Source organism: uncultured Vibrio sp. (assembly GCF_947488985.1).
GTDB lineage: Bacteria > Pseudomonadota > Gammaproteobacteria > Enterobacterales > Vibrionaceae > Vibrio.
The window spans coordinates 13,052-29,179 of the sequence record NZ_CANLBV010000025.1 but is presented as its reverse complement, the minus strand read 5'-3'; the positions used below and the strand labels follow the sequence as shown (position 1 = coordinate 29,179).

Below are 16,128 nucleotides of genomic sequence, written 5' to 3'. Positions count from 1 at the left end.
ACATCAGTCGTTTTTTCGCTCTTGATGCGCCTAGTTATCTGCTAATGGTATATCAGTTATTACTCTTGGTGTACGAGTTATATGCCCTTGGTTTACTAGCATAGGCTATTTGTTTTGATGGTCGTTACCTTTGCCAATCGGGAGATTCGCCATGACGGTAATGAACAACACTTTTTTATCTATTGAAGCTCTGTATTCAGAGCAAGAGATCCAAGCTGTATCGAATGCATTTCAGCAATATGGACGTGAGCAACAAATTAACCTTTTGAATCGTATGCCCGTTGAGGATGCGGTGTTAGTGCTAGGGCAATGTTCTCTTAGTACCATTCAGACTTTACTTAGTGGGCTAGAAGAGCAGGGATTTGAGAAGCGATCTCGGCATTTAGCGCACCAATTAGGGCTGATCTATTCGGAGGTTGAACCACAACAGGGCTACCTTTCAACAGGGGTGATCAGCCACGTTAGGCAACGTATCGGTTGGATTATTGCGTTAGCACTATTGGGCATCGTTTCTGGGCTTATCATTGCTCAATATGAAAATATTCTCGGCCAATTGGTTCTTTTGGCCATTTACATGCCGGTGATAGCAGCGGCTGGTGGTAACACCGGAACACAGGCGGCGACGTTGGTGATCAGAGCGTTAGCCACAGGTGAGCTGAAAAAACGCCAATGGGTAAGCGTTCTCTGGAAGGAGTTTAGAGTCGCTATCTGCTTGGCATTAGCGATTGCTGTGGTCATGATCGGTCGCATTCTATTATTTAGTAATAACCAATCGACCGGTGGTTATGATATCAATATGATCGCTTTCGCGATTGCGGTGGCGCTATTTATCCAGGTGACCATATCAACGGTACTTGGCGCAGGGCTACCGATAGTCGCAAGGCTATGCAAGCTTGACCCTGCTGTACTCGTTAGCCCAGTGTTGGCTTCAGTGGTTGATATCTCTGGGATGTGGATCTATTTTACGGTCGTTAATGGATTTTTGGGCATCGCTTAAATCTATAAAGTTTCGGAAAACCGCTTAGCAATAAACATGGCGCTGAAGATTGAAGACCTTTAGCGCCACTTTTGTTGTTTAAGTAGAAGCTTACACAGAGCTAAACATTACTTAGATTGGTTTTGTGTCTGACTGAATTCGACCACGTCTTGGTAGAAAGTACGTTCAAACTGGGTGATTGGCGCTTCTACTGGCTTGTCTGGATCTTGTTCTTCAGGGAAGTAATCACGGACAAACTGCACAAACAGTGAGTTTGGTTTTCCCGTCTCATCTAAGCCATATCCCGCCATATTGTAACTGCCGTATAGAGAACCGCTCTTTGCTATGATATTGCCTTGGATCGGTGCCTTTCGCATACTTTGGCGGTATTTAAGGGTTCCATCGGTCCCCGAGGTTGGCATGGTATCAATGAGCTTTAGCTGTTGGTCATTATCCGAGATGTAACGAAGCACCTGAACCATGGTTTGTGAGGTGATACGATTGTTTCTTGATAGGCCTGAGCCATCGACAAGTTGGGTTTGGCTAAGGTCGATATTGGCCTTAGTCAGTAGGATCTGTTTTATCGCTTCGATGCCGTTATTGAAACTGCCCGGTTGGATATAGAATGTCGCGCCCAGTGTTTTGGTAAGGTTGTCTGCGATCAGGTTGTCTGATTTTTTCAGCATAGTATCGAGCAAAACGGGGAGCTTATCAGAATGGTGGCGGGCGACTAATGTGGCTTTGTCTGCTTTCGCTTTTTTACCAATAATCACATCACCTTTTACTTCGATTTTCAGTTCTTTAAGAATCGATGTAACGACTTGATAGGTATAAAGCTCAGGGTTTTGAATCGCGAACTTGAGTGGCAGTGGCTTTTTGCGTTCAACCAAGCAACCAGATAGTTGATACGTATTGTCTGGGGTAGTAATGAGATCTAAGTCGCACTGTGTTGCCTTCTGCCCTGAACGCGTGACCGTAGCTGCCGTGGTTGTGACATCAATTGGGTAGTGAGCGGGAATGTAGACCCGTGTATTACCGTTCCGTTTGGTATAAATAGATGCTTGGGCGCAGTTGCCGTCTAAGGTCATCGCGCTCGAAGGGGCGCTGTAACAGACACCTAAAATATCCCAAGGCCAGCCCACCGCTCGCTGATATCCAGTAAAGGCTGTGTTATCGAGATACAGATTCCCCTTAATCGTTGTAGATTGCGATTTAGCGTATTGCGCTAATAGGTTATTTAGGTCTTCTCGTTGCAGAGTCGGGTCACCACTGAAAGTGATAACTGCATCATTAGCAGAATGGGCAATGCTGGTTGTGTAATGAAATTTATCACCTAGCTCTAATTTGGCAGCCAAGGCTGTGATCAGTTTTAGGGTGCTCGCGGGAGGGTAAAGATCATCACTGTTGATGTCTATGCTGTTGACGCTACCATTGAGTGATTGCAGCACCACACTGGTGCTATTGCCTTGAGGGAGCTTATCTAATGGGGAGTACGCAGCTACCGAGCAAGGCACGAGAGAGAGCACTATTGCATAAAATCTGAACATGTTTGTTCCAGTCTGTTTTTTTTCACAACTAGTATGAACTTATCTCAGTAGCGTTCAAAAATCACGCATGTTCTCGATTTTGATATCGGGTTTGTTCTAGAAAAGACTTAAAGGCGGAGTGCGGTGAGAGGAATATTGAGTATCAATTGCAATAAAGGCCCAGCTAACGCCAGACCTTTGCAATATTAGATAACAAACAGAGAGTCTGTTAACACATTAGAACGTGTACATTAGACCAAGACGTACAGTATCTTCATCGCCACGGAAGTCAGCAGCACCGTCTTGTGCTAGGTTACCTTTATCAATGTTGTTGAATAGGTAAGATACGTAAGCGTTGATGTTCTTGTTGAACGCGTAGTCACCAGTGATTTCGAAGAAGTCACTCTTGTCTTTAGTCTGACCATCTTGATCGATTTCTGCTTTTTGGTAAGCGCCCATTAGCGTAAAGCCGTTACCAAAGCCGTATTTAGCCGCGATTTCCACACCGTTGAAGTCAGAATCTTTTTTACTGTCGGTTTCACCCGCAGTGTAAGTACCCGCTAGGTATAGAGAATCGAGTGCGTAGTTAATACCTACGATGGTTGCTTTACCAGTACCTTCATCTTCACCATTATCACCAGCAGAGTAACCTAGACCGAAACCTAGCCCCATAGGAAGGGTGTAAATTGCAGATACGCCGTAAGAGTCCGTGTTTTTGTCTTCGCCAGCAACGTAGTTCGCTTTGAAGTTTAGACCATCTACAAATTCACCTGTGTATAGGATGGTGTTGTTGATTTGCTCATTGCCTGCGCTGATGAAGGTTTTTTGTGTACCCGTAAAGGTTGTAACGTCAGACATTTGTGAGATTTGTACTGCAGCCGTATCTTGACGACCAAAAGAAACCGCACCGAAGTCGCCTTTAAGACCTGCAAACATGTAACGCTGTTCGAAGTTATCCGTTTTATCGGCAGCATTAGTAGAGTTTGCTACTTTTTGCTCTGCTTCATAAAAACCAAAACCGCTTAGCGTGTCAGTGATTTCCGTAGTACCGCCAATGTTTAGACGGAAACGGCTCTTGTTGCTCATTGTACCGTCAATTTCTTCACCGCTGTCGGTACCGTTGAAATCGCCTCGGAATTCCGCACGGCCACCAACGTTCAGCTCAGTGCCATCTTCGCTGTATACGGTAGCTGCGTTCGCACCCATTGATAGTGTTGATGTCACTGCTAGAGCGATCAGAGTTTTGTTATTCATGTTATTGATTCCTAATTACTGTCCATAATTTATTAATCAAGGGGTTAGCCCCTTTTTTGTGTATTTGTGTCTTGCCTGCATTAACCAAGCTTCATCATCATGCATAGAGCAAAAAGAGTGTGGAAGTCGCTAGAACAATTCACGGGTTACTTTTTACCTCTAAAGTTCCGTATTCAGTTAGTAAAATGATATCAACAATATAATGAACACTGTTTTATTGTATTTTATGATGCTCAAGTCGCTGTTTTAAAATTGATTTTATAAAAATGTGATCTGTGTTTCTTTGGTTTGTTTTTGTTTTGTTTAGATATTCTGCGGCTGACTTATTGATGAGGGTGCTGGTATTGATTTGTATGATGTTTGTAAGTTAGACCTAGATAAAGCTTTTATAATACCAGGTGGAATAAAGATGATTTAGCTATCAAGTTTGTTTACACTAAGCTAAATCATTTTGTTTCTATTCCCCACTGATATAGGTTGGGGGATTTATGTAGGCCAAAGAAAGATTTGGCATAGAGGTAGAAAATGGAAAAGGTTCCAATGACAGTACGTGGCGCACAGCAGCTACGTGACGAATTAGATCGCTTACTTAAGCTACGCCCTGTTATCTCAGCTGCGATTGGTGAAGCTCGTGAACTCGGCGATTTGAAAGAGAATGCTGAGTATCACGCCGCTCGTGAAGAGCAAGGTATTTGTGAAGCTCAAATTAGAGATATCGAATACAAGCTATCACTGGCTCAGATCATTGATGTGACTCAGATGGATAATACGGGCAAGATTATCTTCGGTACGACCGTTACTTTAATCGATGTTGATACAGATGAAGAGGTTCGCTACCAAATCGTTTCAGAAGACGAAGCAGACATCAAAACGGGTCGCATTTCAGTGAAATCGCCAATTGCTCGTGGTCTTATCGGTAAAATGGAAGGCGACGAAGTCATGATCTCTACCCCAGGTGGCGACAAAGACTTCGAAATCGACAAAGTAGAATACATCTAATTGAATTTTCTTTGTTTCTGATAGCAAAAAGGTCGCTAAATGCGACCTTTTTCGTTTCTCACGCTACACTAAAAGATACGCGCTTTGGCTTTCTCTTGGTGGCGTTAGCTTTGATGACGCTAACTTATTTACGTGGAATCTCGATTTTACGTGCTTCTGACTGACGGAACAGTACTAGAACTTTACCAATAGTCTGTACTTTCTCAGCTTTAGTTTCACGTACAATTGCATCGATAATTAGCTGCTTAGTCTCACGATCTTCTGATGCAACTTTAATCTTGATCAGTTCGTGGTGGTCTAGAGCTAACTCGATTTCCGCTAGAACAGCTTCAGTAAGTCCATTTGCGCCCATTAGCACGACAGGTTTTAAACTGTGAGCTAGGCCCTTTAGATGCTGCTTTTGTTTGGTACTTAGGTTCATTACGCGGCCAGTTTTCTTTATGATTAGGGTTGAAAAAACCTATTTTAACGCCATCTAAAGCTGAAGACTATAATTTATTCAGCATTTAGTACTTTCCTCCAATTTAGGTATCCAATGAGCAAACAGAAACACTCGGCCAGTTCAGGCCGTTGGTTGAAGGAACACTTCGACGACAAGTATGCAAACGAAGCACGAAAAAAAGGCTATCGTTCACGTGCTTATTTCAAAATGGAAGAGATTCAAACGAGAGATAAATTACTGTCTCCTGGGATGACCATTGTAGATTTGGGCGCAGCGCCTGGCGGTTGGTCTCAATATGCTGCTAAGATTGTTGGAGACAACGGACAAATCATTGCGTGTGACTTACTACCAATGGATCCGGTTGCTGGAGTGAGCTTCTTACAGGGCGATTTCCGTGAAGATGCAGTACTCGAAGCGTTATTAGAACGTATTCAACCAAACATGGTTGATGTGGTGATGTCAGATATGGCACCTAATATCGCGGGCAACAATTCCGTGGATCAGCCGAGAGCTATGTATTTAGTTGAATTAGCATTGGATATGTGTCGACAAGTTCTAGCTACCAATGGTAGTTTTGTTGTTAAAGTATTCCAAGGCGAAGGGTTTGACCAATACGTTAAAGATGTCCGAGAGATATTTAGAACTGTAAAAGTCAGAAAACCCGATTCTTCTCGAGCTCGTTCGCGTGAAGTATTTATTGTAGCCACTGGTTACAAAGGTTAACGATTCTCTTTTAATAAGTGAGAGTTAACAATATGGCTACAGGTGACAAACTGTAGTACCCTACCTTTAATTACAATTAGTTATCGAGAGGCTGACACCTTGAGTGACATGGCAAAAAATTTAATTCTGTGGCTTGTTATCGCTGTAGTGTTGATGTCGGTATTCCAGAGCTTTGGCCCTGGTGACAATAATGGCAGAGCAGTTGATTACACCACGTTTGTACAGGAAGTTGGCCAAGGCCAGATTCAAGACGCGCAATTCAATAACAGTGAGATCACTTTCACACGTCGTGGTGGTGGCTCTAAGTATGTAACTTACATGCCTGTTTATGATCAAAAGCTACTTGATGACTTAATTAATCAAAACGTAAAAGTTCAGGGCACACCACCTGAAGAGCAGAGCCTACTAGGTACTATCTTCATCTCATGGTTCCCAATGATCTTACTGATTGGTGTATGGATTTTCTTCATGCGTCAAATGCAAGGCGGTGGCGGCGGCGGTAAAGGCGCGATGTCTTTCGGTAAGAGTAAAGCTCGAATGATGAGCGAAGAACAGATCAAAACGATGTTTGCGGATGTTGCTGGTTGTGACGAAGCAAAAGAAGACGTGAAAGAGCTTGTAGATTACCTTCGTGATCCAAGCCGCTTCCAAAAGCTAGGTGGTAAGATCCCGACGGGTATTCTGTTGGTTGGCCCTCCTGGTACGGGTAAAACATTGCTTGCAAAAGCGATTGCCGGTGAAGCGAAAGTACCGTTCTTTACTATCTCTGGTTCTGATTTCGTTGAAATGTTTGTGGGTGTTGGTGCATCTCGTGTGCGTGACATGTTCGAACAAGCGAAGAAAGCAGCCCCTTGTATCATCTTTATCGATGAAATCGATGCGGTAGGTCGCCAACGTGGTGCCGGTGTTGGTGGTGGTCACGATGAGCGTGAGCAAACACTGAACCAAATGCTGGTTGAGATGGATGGTTTCGAAGGTAACGAAGGTATTATCGTTATCGCGGCAACTAACCGTCCAGATGTACTCGACCCAGCACTGCTTCGTCCTGGTCGTTTTGACCGTCAAGTTGTGGTTGGTCTGCCGGATGTACGTGGTCGTGAACAGATCCTTAAAGTGCATATGCGTAAAGTGCCACTAGCTGGTGATGTTGAACCTTCTCTGATTGCTCGTGGTACACCAGGTTTCTCTGGTGCAGATCTTGCGAACCTTGTGAACGAAGCGGCACTGTTTGCAGCTCGTGGCAACAAGCGCAACGTATCAATGGTTGAGTTTGAACTTGCGAAAGACAAAATCATGATGGGTGCAGAGCGCCGTTCAATGGTGATGTCTGAAGAAGTGAAAGAGTCAACGGCTTACCACGAAGCAGGTCACGCCATTGTTGGTCGTTTGGTACCTGAACACGATCCTGTGTACAAAGTGTCAATCATTCCACGTGGTCGTGCGCTTGGTGTAACTATGTATCTACCAGAGCAAGACCGTGTAAGCATGTCTCGCCAACATCTAGAATCAATGATTTCTAGCTTGTATGGTGGTCGTCTTGCGGAAGAATTAATCTATGGTAAAGACAAGGTTTCGACGGGAGCGTCTAACGATATCGAACGTGCAACGGACATTGCTCGTAAGATGGTCACGCAGTGGGGTTTCTCTGAGAAGCTGGGTCCTCTTCTTTATGCTGAAGAAGAAGGCGAAGTTTTCCTAGGTCGTGGTATGAGCCAAGCGAAACATGTTTCTGACGATACCACTAAGCTTATCGATGAAGAGATTCGTATTCTAATTGACCGCAACTATGATCGTGCGAAGCAGATTCTTGAAGATAACATGGATATCATGCACTCGATGAAAGATGCGCTAATGAAGTTCGAAACGATCGATGCTGGTCAGATTGATGACTTGATGGAACGTAAAGACGACATTCGTGAGCCTGCTGGTTGGGGTGATCAGGCGAAAGCAGAACCTGCGAAGGAAGAAGCTAAACCTGAAGCGAAATCAGAAGAACAAGCCGAAGCTAAAGCTGCAGAGCCAAAAGTTGAAGAAGTTAAATCTGAATCAGATGATGCTCAAAACAAAGACTCTTAATCACTAAGTTATTAATTAAAACCCTGAGTGCGCTCAGGGTTTTTCTGTTTCTAGCCTACGGTGTTTTACTCTTTAAGAGCAGTTTTCCATGATATTAAAAGCAAATAGCAAAACTCTTATTCTAGACCGCCCACATGTGATGGGTATTCTCAATGTCACGCCGGACTCCTTCTCTGATGGAGGCAAGTTCAATTCATTGAACAGTGCCATCCAGCAAGCTGAGCGGATGATTCAAGCTGGTGTGAGTATTATTGATATTGGTGGTGAATCGACCCGTCCTGGTGCTCCCGATGTCTCTTTAGAAGAAGAGTTAGCGCGAGTTATCCCTGCAATAGAAGCGATTCGTACTAAGTTTGATGTTTGGATCTCTATCGATACAAGTAAAGCGGAAGTGATGCGTCAGGCTGTTGCAGCGGGTGCTGACCTGATTAATGATGTGCGCGCACTGCAAGAGCCCGGAGCCATAGAGGCTGCTGCTTCGGCCAATGTCCCAGTATGCCTGATGCACATGAAAGGCCAGCCAAGAACCATGCAAGCCAACCCCAATTACGCTGATGTCCTAACAGATGTTGAAGCGTTTTTAAAAGAAAGGGTGGAAGCTTGTGAGGCGGCCGGCATCTCAAAGGAGCAGCTGATTCTGGACCCCGGTTTTGGTTTTGGTAAAACTATGGAACATAACTATCACCTTTTAGCGCATCTTGAAAAGTTTCATGCGCTTGGCTTGCCAGTTTTAGCGGGGATGTCGAGAAAATCGATGATCTTTAAGCTGTTAGACAAACGCCCTGCTGATTGCATGGTCGCTAGTGTGACGTGCGCGACGATCGCGGCAATGAAAGGTGCACAAATTATTCGCGTTCACGATGTTGAAGATACATTGGAAGCGATGAAGATAATCGAAGTGATGAACAACAATCACTAATCATAATTAAGGAAATCAATATGTCTGATAAAAGGCGTTATTTCGGCACAGATGGTGTACGTGGCAAAGTGGGTCAGTACCCAATTACTCCTGATTTTGTTCTTAAATTAGGCTGGGCAGCAGGTCGAGTGCTTGCAAAACAGGGCACAAAGAAAGTCATTATTGGTAAAGATACTCGTATCTCTGGTTACATGCTTGAGTCAGCATTAGAAGCAGGCCTTGCAGCTGCGGGTCTTCAAGCAACATTTACCGGCCCTATGCCAACACCTGCAGTGGCGTATCTAACACAAACTTTCCGCGCTGAAGCAGGAATTGTTATCTCTGCATCGCATAACCCATACTACGATAACGGTATCAAATTCTTCTCTTCAGAGGGAACGAAACTGCCAGACGATATTGAACTGGCGATCGAAGCGGAACTGGATAAAGATATCGAATGTGTCGATTCATCGGAACTAGGGAAAGCGGCACGTTTAACCGATGCGGCTGGGCGTTACATCGAGTTTTGTAAGAGTACGTTCCCAAATCAGATGACCCTTGCAGGGATGAAGATTGTGGTTGATTGCGCGCATGGCGCAACTTACCACATTGCGCCTGCGGTATTTAAAGAATTGGGTGCTGAAGTTGTTGCGATTGGTGTTGAGCCTAACGGTACTAATATCAACCACGAAGTAGGCGCGACAGACGTACGCGCTCTGCAGGCAAAGGTTGTTGAAGAAAAAGCGGCATTAGGCCTTGGCTTTGATGGTGACGGTGATCGTATCATCATGGTCGATGAACTTGGCAATAAGGTTGACGGCGACCAAATCGCTTACATTATTGCTCGCGACGCACTGCGTCGTGGTGAGTTGAAAGGCGGCGTTGTTGGTACACTTATGACCAACCTTGGTATGGAAAACGGCCTTAAGCAGTTAGGTATTCCATTTGTGCGTGCTGCTGTCGGTGACCGCTATGTCATGGAGCAACTTCTGGCGAAAGGCTGGAAAATCGGCGCTGAAAACTCGGGTCACGTTATCCTATTAGATAAAGTGACGACAGGTGATGCTATCGTCGCTGCGCTACAAGTATTGGCTTCGGTTGTCGATAGCCAAATGACACTGAACGAACTTTCTCAAGGCATGACGCTATACCCTCAAGTTCTAGAAAACGTCCGTTTCAGCGGAGATTCAAACCCGTTGGAAGCAGATGCAGTAAAAACAGCGGTTGTCGAAGTAGAAGCAGAGCTTGGTGAAAAGGGGCGTGTACTGTTGCGTAAGTCTGGTACTGAGCCACTGCTGCGTGTGATGGTTGAAGGCGAAGATGCGGAACTTGTTCAAGCGTCAGCGCTTAAAATTGCAGATGCAGTGAAAGCAAGTTGCTAATTGAGTTTTTTATCTCAGGTGCAGTGAAGGATGCTTGCTGTGAAAAATCGTTGAGTGGCATAAAAATCGCTGACTGACATAGTGAATAAAGCGACATAAATAAGTTTTATGTCGCTTTTGGCCTTTTTTTGACCGTTCGCTTGGTAAAGGCTTATTTTTTAGTAAATTCCCCTTGTCAGCCATCGCTGCATTCGCTAGTATTGCTCGGCCTTCAGTTAGGAGGTCGCTAGCCTTGTTCTAAAAAGTGTTTTTTGAACGGCGCTGGCTCAACAATTAGGAACATAGGTGGAAAAATGTTTACAGTTCTACTTGTGATTTACCTGTTGGCAGCGCTTGGTGTAATTGGCCTAGTGTTGATTCAACAAGGTAAAGGCGCAGATATGGGAGCCTCTTTCGGTGCTGGCGCTTCAAACACTGTGTTTGGTGCTGGTGGCTCAGGAAATTTCCTTACCCGAATGACTGCAGTTTTTGCAACTACATTTTTTATCCTTAGCTTAGTGCTTGGTAATATGTCTACACATAAGACTGAGTCACAATGGATTGACCCGACCCAAGGTCAGGTAATTCAGCAAGCTGATGGTGCAGTGAGTGAAGTTCCGGCGCAAGGCGACGAAATTCCACAATAATCTGTAAAAAGACTTAATGCCGAGATGGTGAAATTGGTAGACACGCTAGCATGAGGTGCTAGTGCCTTAGGGTGTGAGGGTTCGAGTCCCTCTCTCGGCACCATGTTTACAAACTTGTAAAACATCTTGTTGAGCGTATAATGCTCGCAAGTCGGACGCGGGATGGAGCAGTTTGGTAGCTCGTCGGGCTCATAACCCGAAGGTCGTCGGTTCAAATCCGGCTCCCGCAACCAATTTCAATGCTATTATATAGCTTGTATTGGCAGCAAGTTTGCACAGTGTGAACCTCACTGTGAGTTAAGTGTAATATCGAATGTGATGACACTTAACATATAAGGGTCCAGCAACAAAAACCCCGGCTTATACGGGGTTTTTTGTTATCTAAACATTTGTAAATGCGTTTAGATAATGTTTGCTTGGAATTTAAATTGGGCTTTGAGCCCTTTTTTTGTTTCTGGAGTGGTTAAATGACTGGTTTAGAAAGACAACTTACTGAAATGCTTGACGCTCCAGTAGCAGCATCAGGTTATGAGTTAGTTGGATTAGAATTTATTCGTGCTGGTGAGCACTCAACGCTACGTATTTACATCGATTCACCCAACGGTATCAATGTAGATGACTGCGCTGAAGTTAGTCACCAAGTAAGTGCCGTAATGGATGTTGAAGATCCAATTTCAGTGGCTTATAACCTTGAAGTGTCTTCACCAGGTTTAGAGAGACCACTGTTCAAAGCAGAGCATTACCAACAATTTATTGGTCACGAGGTAAGCATCGTTTTGAAAATGGCTGTCGGCAACCGTCGCAAATGGAAAGGTGATATCCAATCTATCGAAGGCGAGACAGTAAAAGTATTGGTTGAAGGGCAAGAAGAAGAATTTGTCCTAAGCAATATTGCAAAAGCGAACCTGATCCCTAAATTTTAGTTCTCCTAGAGAGAAGAGCTTAAGAGGCTAGATTAATGAACAAAGAAATTTTAGCGGTAGTAGAAGCTGTTTCTAACGAGAAAGCAGTTCCTCGTGAGCGTATTTTTGAAGCGCTTGAAATCGCGCTTGCAACAGCTACAAAAAAGAAAAGCGAACTGGAAATCGAAGTTCGTGTTGAAATTGACCGTAAAACGGGTGATTTCGAAACTTTCCGTCGCTGGGAAGCCGTTGAAGAAGTTGAATTTCCAACTAAAGAGATCTCTCTTGAAGCTGCAAAGTACGATGACCCAGAGATCGAACTTGGCGGTTTCATCGAAGATGACATCGAATCGGTAACATTTGACCGCATTACGACTCAAACGGCTAAGCAAGTTATCGTACAGAAAGTACGTGAAGCTGAACGCGCTCAAATCGTTGAACAGTTTATTGATAATGAAGGTGAGCTAATCACTGGCGCAGTTAAGAAAGTTAACCGTGACACTGTTATTCTAGACCTAGGCAATAACGCTGAAGCGGTAATTCTTCGTGATGACCAGCTTCCTCGTGAAAACTTCCGTCCAGGCGACCGTGTTCGCGGTCTTTTGTACGCAGTTAAGCCTGAAGCTCGTGGTTTCCAACTGTTCGTTACTCGTTCTAAGCCTGAAATGCTTGCTGAACTATTCCGTGTTGAAGTGCCTGAGATTGGTGAAGAGCTAATTGAGCTTAAAGGTGCTGCACGTGACGCGGGTTCTCGTGCTAAAATCGCAGTGAAAACAAACGACAAACGCATTGACCCAGTGGGTGCGTGTGTTGGTATGCGTGGCGCACGTGTACAAGCGGTTTCTAACGACCTTGGCGGTGAGCGTATCGATATCGTACTTTGGGACGATAACCCTGCTCAATTCGTTATCAACGCAATGGCGCCTGCTGATGTAGCTTCTATCATCGTTGATGAAGATGCACACTCTATGGATATCGCTGTTGAAGCGGATAACCTAGCACAAGCGATTGGTCGTAGCGGTCAAAACGTACGCCTAGCGTCTCAACTTACTGGTTGGGAACTGAACGTGATGACCGTTGCTGATCTAGAGAAGAAGCACCAAGAAGAAGCGGTTGCTTCTATTGAAAACTTCATGAAGCACCTAGATATTGAAGAAGACTTCGCTCAAATGCTTGTTGAAGAAGGCTTCTCTACACTAGAAGAAGTGGCTTACGTACCAGTAAACGAGCTTCTTGAAGTAGACGGTCTAGATGAAGGCATCGTTGAAGAATTGCGTAACCGTGCAAAAGATGCTCTAACGACTCTAGCACTTGCGAAAGAAGAAACTTTCGACGGTGTTGAACCTGCTGAAGACTTGATAGCACTTGAAGGACTTGAGCGTGAAATGGCTTACAAGCTAGCAGCAAAAGGTGTAGCTACATTGGAAGACCTAGCTGACCAAGGCGTTGATGAACTAGAAGGCATTGAAGACCTAACTGCAGAGCGTGCGGGCGAGCTAATTATGGCTGCGCGTAACATCTGTTGGTTCGGCGACGAAGAATAACTCAGCAAGGAGAGAGAGCGGTATGACACAATTAACAGTTAAAGCACTGAGTGAAGAGATTGGTACGCCAGTTGACCGCTTAATTGAACAACTTGCTGATGCTGGCATGAAGAAGTCAGGGTCGGATCAAGTCACTGACTCAGAGAAGCAAACATTGCTAACGCACCTTAAAAAGGAGCATGGCGATACTTCTGGTGAGACAGAGCCGACTCGTTTAACTCTTCAACGCAAGACCCGCAGCACGTTAAGTGTTGCCGCTGGAGGCGGTAAGAGTAAGGATGTTCAAGTAGAGGTACGCAAAAAGCGTACTTACGTGAAGCGCAGCGCTATTGAAGATGAAGCGAAACGTGAAGCTGAGGAAGCAGCATCACGTGAAGCGGAAGAGAAAGCACGTCAAGAAGCTGAAGAGCTTGCGAAACGTGAAGCTGCAGAGAAAGCACAGCGCGAAGCTGAAGAAAAAGCAACACGTGAAGCGGATGCAAAACGTGAGGCTGAAGAAAAAGCTCAACGCGCCCAAGCTGAAAAGGCTAAAAAAGACATGAATTCAAAAAATGCAGACGCTAACGCACAAGCGAAAAAAGAAGCGGATGAACTAAAAGCTCGTCAAGAGCTAGAAGCAACTCGTAAAGCGGAAGCTGAAGCCGCTAAACTTGTTGAAGAAGCTCGTAAGCTAGCTGAAGAAAACCAAGCTCGCTGGACTGAAGAAGAGAAGAAGAAGAAAGAACAAGAGAAGTCAGCGGACTACCATGTGACAACTTCTACTTACGCTCGTGAAGCTGAAGATGCAGCGGATCAGAAAGAAGAGAAAGCGCCTCGTCGTCGTAAGAAAAAAGCAGCGCCAGCTAACCAGCCTGGTAACAACCGTGGCGGTCGTAACCAACGTGGTCGCGGCGCTAAAGGTAAGCTCGCTAAACCAACTTCAATGCAGCAAGGTTTCGATAAGTCAGCGACTGTTGCGAAATCTGACGTTGCTATCGGCGAAACTATCGTTGTTTCTGAACTGGCAAGCAAAATGTCAGTGAAAGCAACAGAAGTTATCAAAGTAATGATGAAGATGGGCGCTATGGCGACTATCAACCAAGTGATCGACCAAGAAACAGCACAACTTGTTGCTGAAGAAATGGGACACAAGGTTATTCTACGTAAAGAAAACGAACTTGAAGAAGCAGTACTAGCTGACCGTGATAACGATGCTATCGCTGAAGGTCGTGCTCCTGTTGTTACTATCATGGGTCACGTTGACCACGGTAAAACTTCAACACTTGATTACATCCGTAAAGCACACGTTGCTTCTGGCGAAGCTGGCGGTATCACGCAGCACATTGGTGCTTACCACGTAGATACAGACAACGGTATGATCACTTTCCTTGATACTCCTGGACACGCGGCGTTTACAGCTATGCGTGCTCGTGGTGCTCAAGCGACAGATATCGTTGTACTAGTAGTAGCAGCAGACGATGGCGTAATGCCACAAACAATCGAAGCAATCCAGCACGCGAAAGCGGCAGGCGTTCCTCTGATTGTTGCTGTGAACAAGATCGATAAAGAAGGTGCAAACCCAGATAACGTTAAGAATGAGCTAGCTCAATACGACGTTATCCCTGAAGAATGGGGCGGCGAGAACATCTTCGTTCACATCTCTGCAAAACAGGGTACAAACATCGATGCTCTTCTAGAAGCAATCCTTCTTCAGTCTGAAGTTCTTGAACTTACAGCGGTTAAAGAAGGCATGGCGTCTGGTGTTGTTGTTGAATCTCGTCTTGATAAAGGTCGTGGTCCAGTTGCAACAGTACTAGTACAGTCTGGTACTCTAAACAAAGGCGACATCGTTCTTTGTGGTCAAGAGTATGGCCGTGTTCGTGCAATGCGTGATGAGAACGGCAGAGACATCGAAACTGCAGGGCCATCTATCCCTGTAGAAATTCTAGGTCTTTCTGGCGTACCTGCATCAGGTGACGAAGCGACTGTTGTACGTGATGAGCGTAAAGCACGTGAAGTTGCGAACTACCGTCAAGGTAAATTCCGTGATGTTAAACTAGCTCGCCAACAAAAAGCGAAACTAGAGAACATGTTCGCGAACATGACAGCTGGCGAAGTAGCTGAGCTGAACGTTGTACTTAAAGCTGACGTTCAAGGTTCTGTAGAAGCGATTGCTGACTCTCTACTGAAACTGTCAACTGACGAAGTGAAAGTGAACATCGTAGGTTCTGGTGTTGGTGGTATTACTGAAACTGATGCAACTCTTGCTGCAGCTTCTAACGCTATCATCCTTGGTTTCAACGTTCGTGCTGACGCAACTGCGCGTAACACGGTTCAGAACGAAAACCTAGATCTACGTTACTACTCAATCATTTACCAACTGATTGACGAAGTTAAACAGGCGATGGGCGGTATGCTTGCTCCTGAATTCCGTCAAGAGATCATTGGTCTTGCACAAGTTCGTGACGTATTTAAGTCGCCTAAACTTGGTGCAATCGCTGGTTGTATTGTTACTGAAGGTACGATTAAGCGTAGCAACCCAATCCGTGTACTTCGTGAAAACGTTGTTATCTACGAAGGTGAACTAGAGTCACTTCGTCGCTTTAAAGATGATGTTCAAGAAGTTAAGAACGGTTACGAGTGTGGTGTCGGCGTTAAGAACTACAACGACGTTCGCGTTGGTGACCAGATCGAAGTATTCGAAATCGTTGAGGTTAAACGTACTCTAGACTAATCAGTCTGTACGACTCGACATATTGACTAAGGTTACTAACATTACTAGTAAAGGTAATAAGTAATCG

Annotated in this window: 13 protein-coding genes and 2 tRNA genes; 12 read left to right on the top strand and 3 right to left on the bottom strand. The window is 44.9% G+C overall.

The window, feature by feature from the left end; all coding sequences use genetic code 11:
- Positions 1-151 precede the first annotated feature (151 nt).
- The gene (locus Q1A70_RS08170; RefSeq protein ID WP_299688848.1) at positions 152-997 is read left to right on the top strand and encodes a magnesium transporter; all 846 of its coding nucleotides are present in this window, start codon (positions 152-154) and stop codon (positions 995-997) included.
- A 107-nt stretch (positions 998-1,104) separates the two neighbouring features.
- Here the strand turns inward: Q1A70_RS08170 and dacB are convergent, their stop codons facing one another.
- Complete coding sequence (gene dacB / locus Q1A70_RS08165) at positions 1,105-2,523, bottom strand: serine-type D-Ala-D-Ala carboxypeptidase (protein WP_299688852.1); 1,419 nt, start codon at positions 2,521-2,523, stop codon at positions 1,105-1,107.
- Between the two features lie 216 nt (positions 2,524-2,739).
- The gene (locus tag Q1A70_RS08160) at positions 2,740-3,756 is read right to left on the bottom strand and encodes a porin (protein ID WP_299688855.1); all 1,017 of its coding nucleotides are present in this window, start codon (positions 3,754-3,756) and stop codon (positions 2,740-2,742) included.
- A 525-nt stretch (positions 3,757-4,281) separates the two neighbouring features.
- Here Q1A70_RS08160 and greA point away from each other — a divergent pair.
- Positions 4,282-4,755 (top strand): transcription elongation factor GreA, encoded by a 474-nt coding sequence (gene greA, locus Q1A70_RS08155; protein WP_299688858.1) that lies wholly within the window; start codon positions 4,282-4,284, stop codon positions 4,753-4,755.
- A 124-nt stretch (positions 4,756-4,879) separates the two neighbouring features.
- On the opposite strand, the gene yhbY is transcribed toward greA, so the two are convergent.
- Entirely contained in the window at positions 4,880-5,176 is a 297-nt protein-coding gene (gene yhbY / locus Q1A70_RS08150; protein WP_004738252.1) for a ribosome assembly RNA-binding protein YhbY, read from the bottom strand.
- Between the two features lie 114 nt (positions 5,177-5,290).
- On the opposite strand from yhbY, the gene rlmE reads away from it, so the two are divergent.
- The 10 genes from rlmE (at position 5,291) to infB (ending at position 16,061) form a co-directional block, all read left to right on the top strand.
- On the top strand, positions 5,291-5,920 hold the full coding sequence (rlmE, locus tag Q1A70_RS08145) for a 23S rRNA (uridine(2552)-2'-O)-methyltransferase RlmE (RefSeq protein ID WP_299688862.1): 630 nt from the start codon (positions 5,291-5,293) through the stop codon (positions 5,918-5,920).
- Between the two features lie 108 nt (positions 5,921-6,028).
- Positions 6,029-7,996 carry an ATP-dependent zinc metalloprotease FtsH gene (gene ftsH, locus Q1A70_RS08140; RefSeq protein WP_299688865.1) on the top strand — a complete coding sequence of 656 codons (1,968 nt, stop codon included), beginning with the start codon at positions 6,029-6,031 and terminating at the stop codon, positions 7,994-7,996.
- 88 nt (positions 7,997-8,084) lie between these two features.
- Positions 8,085-8,915: a dihydropteroate synthase gene (gene folP / locus Q1A70_RS08135; protein WP_299688868.1), complete on the top strand. Its 831-nt coding sequence runs from the start codon at positions 8,085-8,087 to the stop codon at positions 8,913-8,915.
- A gap of 20 nt (positions 8,916-8,935) precedes the next feature.
- A complete protein-coding gene (glmM, locus tag Q1A70_RS08130; protein ID WP_299688871.1) occupies positions 8,936-10,276 on the top strand; it encodes a phosphoglucosamine mutase in 1,341 nt (446 codons plus the stop codon).
- A 293-nt stretch (positions 10,277-10,569) separates the two neighbouring features.
- The gene (secG, locus tag Q1A70_RS08125; protein WP_299688874.1) at positions 10,570-10,902 is read left to right on the top strand and encodes a preprotein translocase subunit SecG; all 333 of its coding nucleotides are present in this window, start codon (positions 10,570-10,572) and stop codon (positions 10,900-10,902) included.
- 18 nt (positions 10,903-10,920) lie between these two features.
- Positions 10,921-11,005, top strand: a tRNA-Leu gene (locus Q1A70_RS08120).
- A gap of 53 nt (positions 11,006-11,058) precedes the next feature.
- Positions 11,059-11,135, top strand: a tRNA-Met gene (locus Q1A70_RS08115).
- A 234-nt stretch (positions 11,136-11,369) separates the two neighbouring features.
- The gene (gene rimP / locus Q1A70_RS08110; RefSeq protein ID WP_004738265.1) at positions 11,370-11,825 is read left to right on the top strand and encodes a ribosome maturation factor RimP; all 456 of its coding nucleotides are present in this window, start codon (positions 11,370-11,372) and stop codon (positions 11,823-11,825) included.
- Between the two features lie 35 nt (positions 11,826-11,860).
- The gene (gene nusA, locus Q1A70_RS08105) at positions 11,861-13,348 is read left to right on the top strand and encodes a transcription termination factor NusA (protein ID WP_299688877.1); all 1,488 of its coding nucleotides are present in this window, start codon (positions 11,861-11,863) and stop codon (positions 13,346-13,348) included.
- Between the two features lie 22 nt (positions 13,349-13,370).
- On the top strand, positions 13,371-16,061 hold the full coding sequence (infB, locus tag Q1A70_RS08100; RefSeq protein ID WP_299688880.1) for a translation initiation factor IF-2: 2,691 nt from the start codon (positions 13,371-13,373) through the stop codon (positions 16,059-16,061).
- Positions 16,062-16,128: the final 67 nt, after the last annotated feature.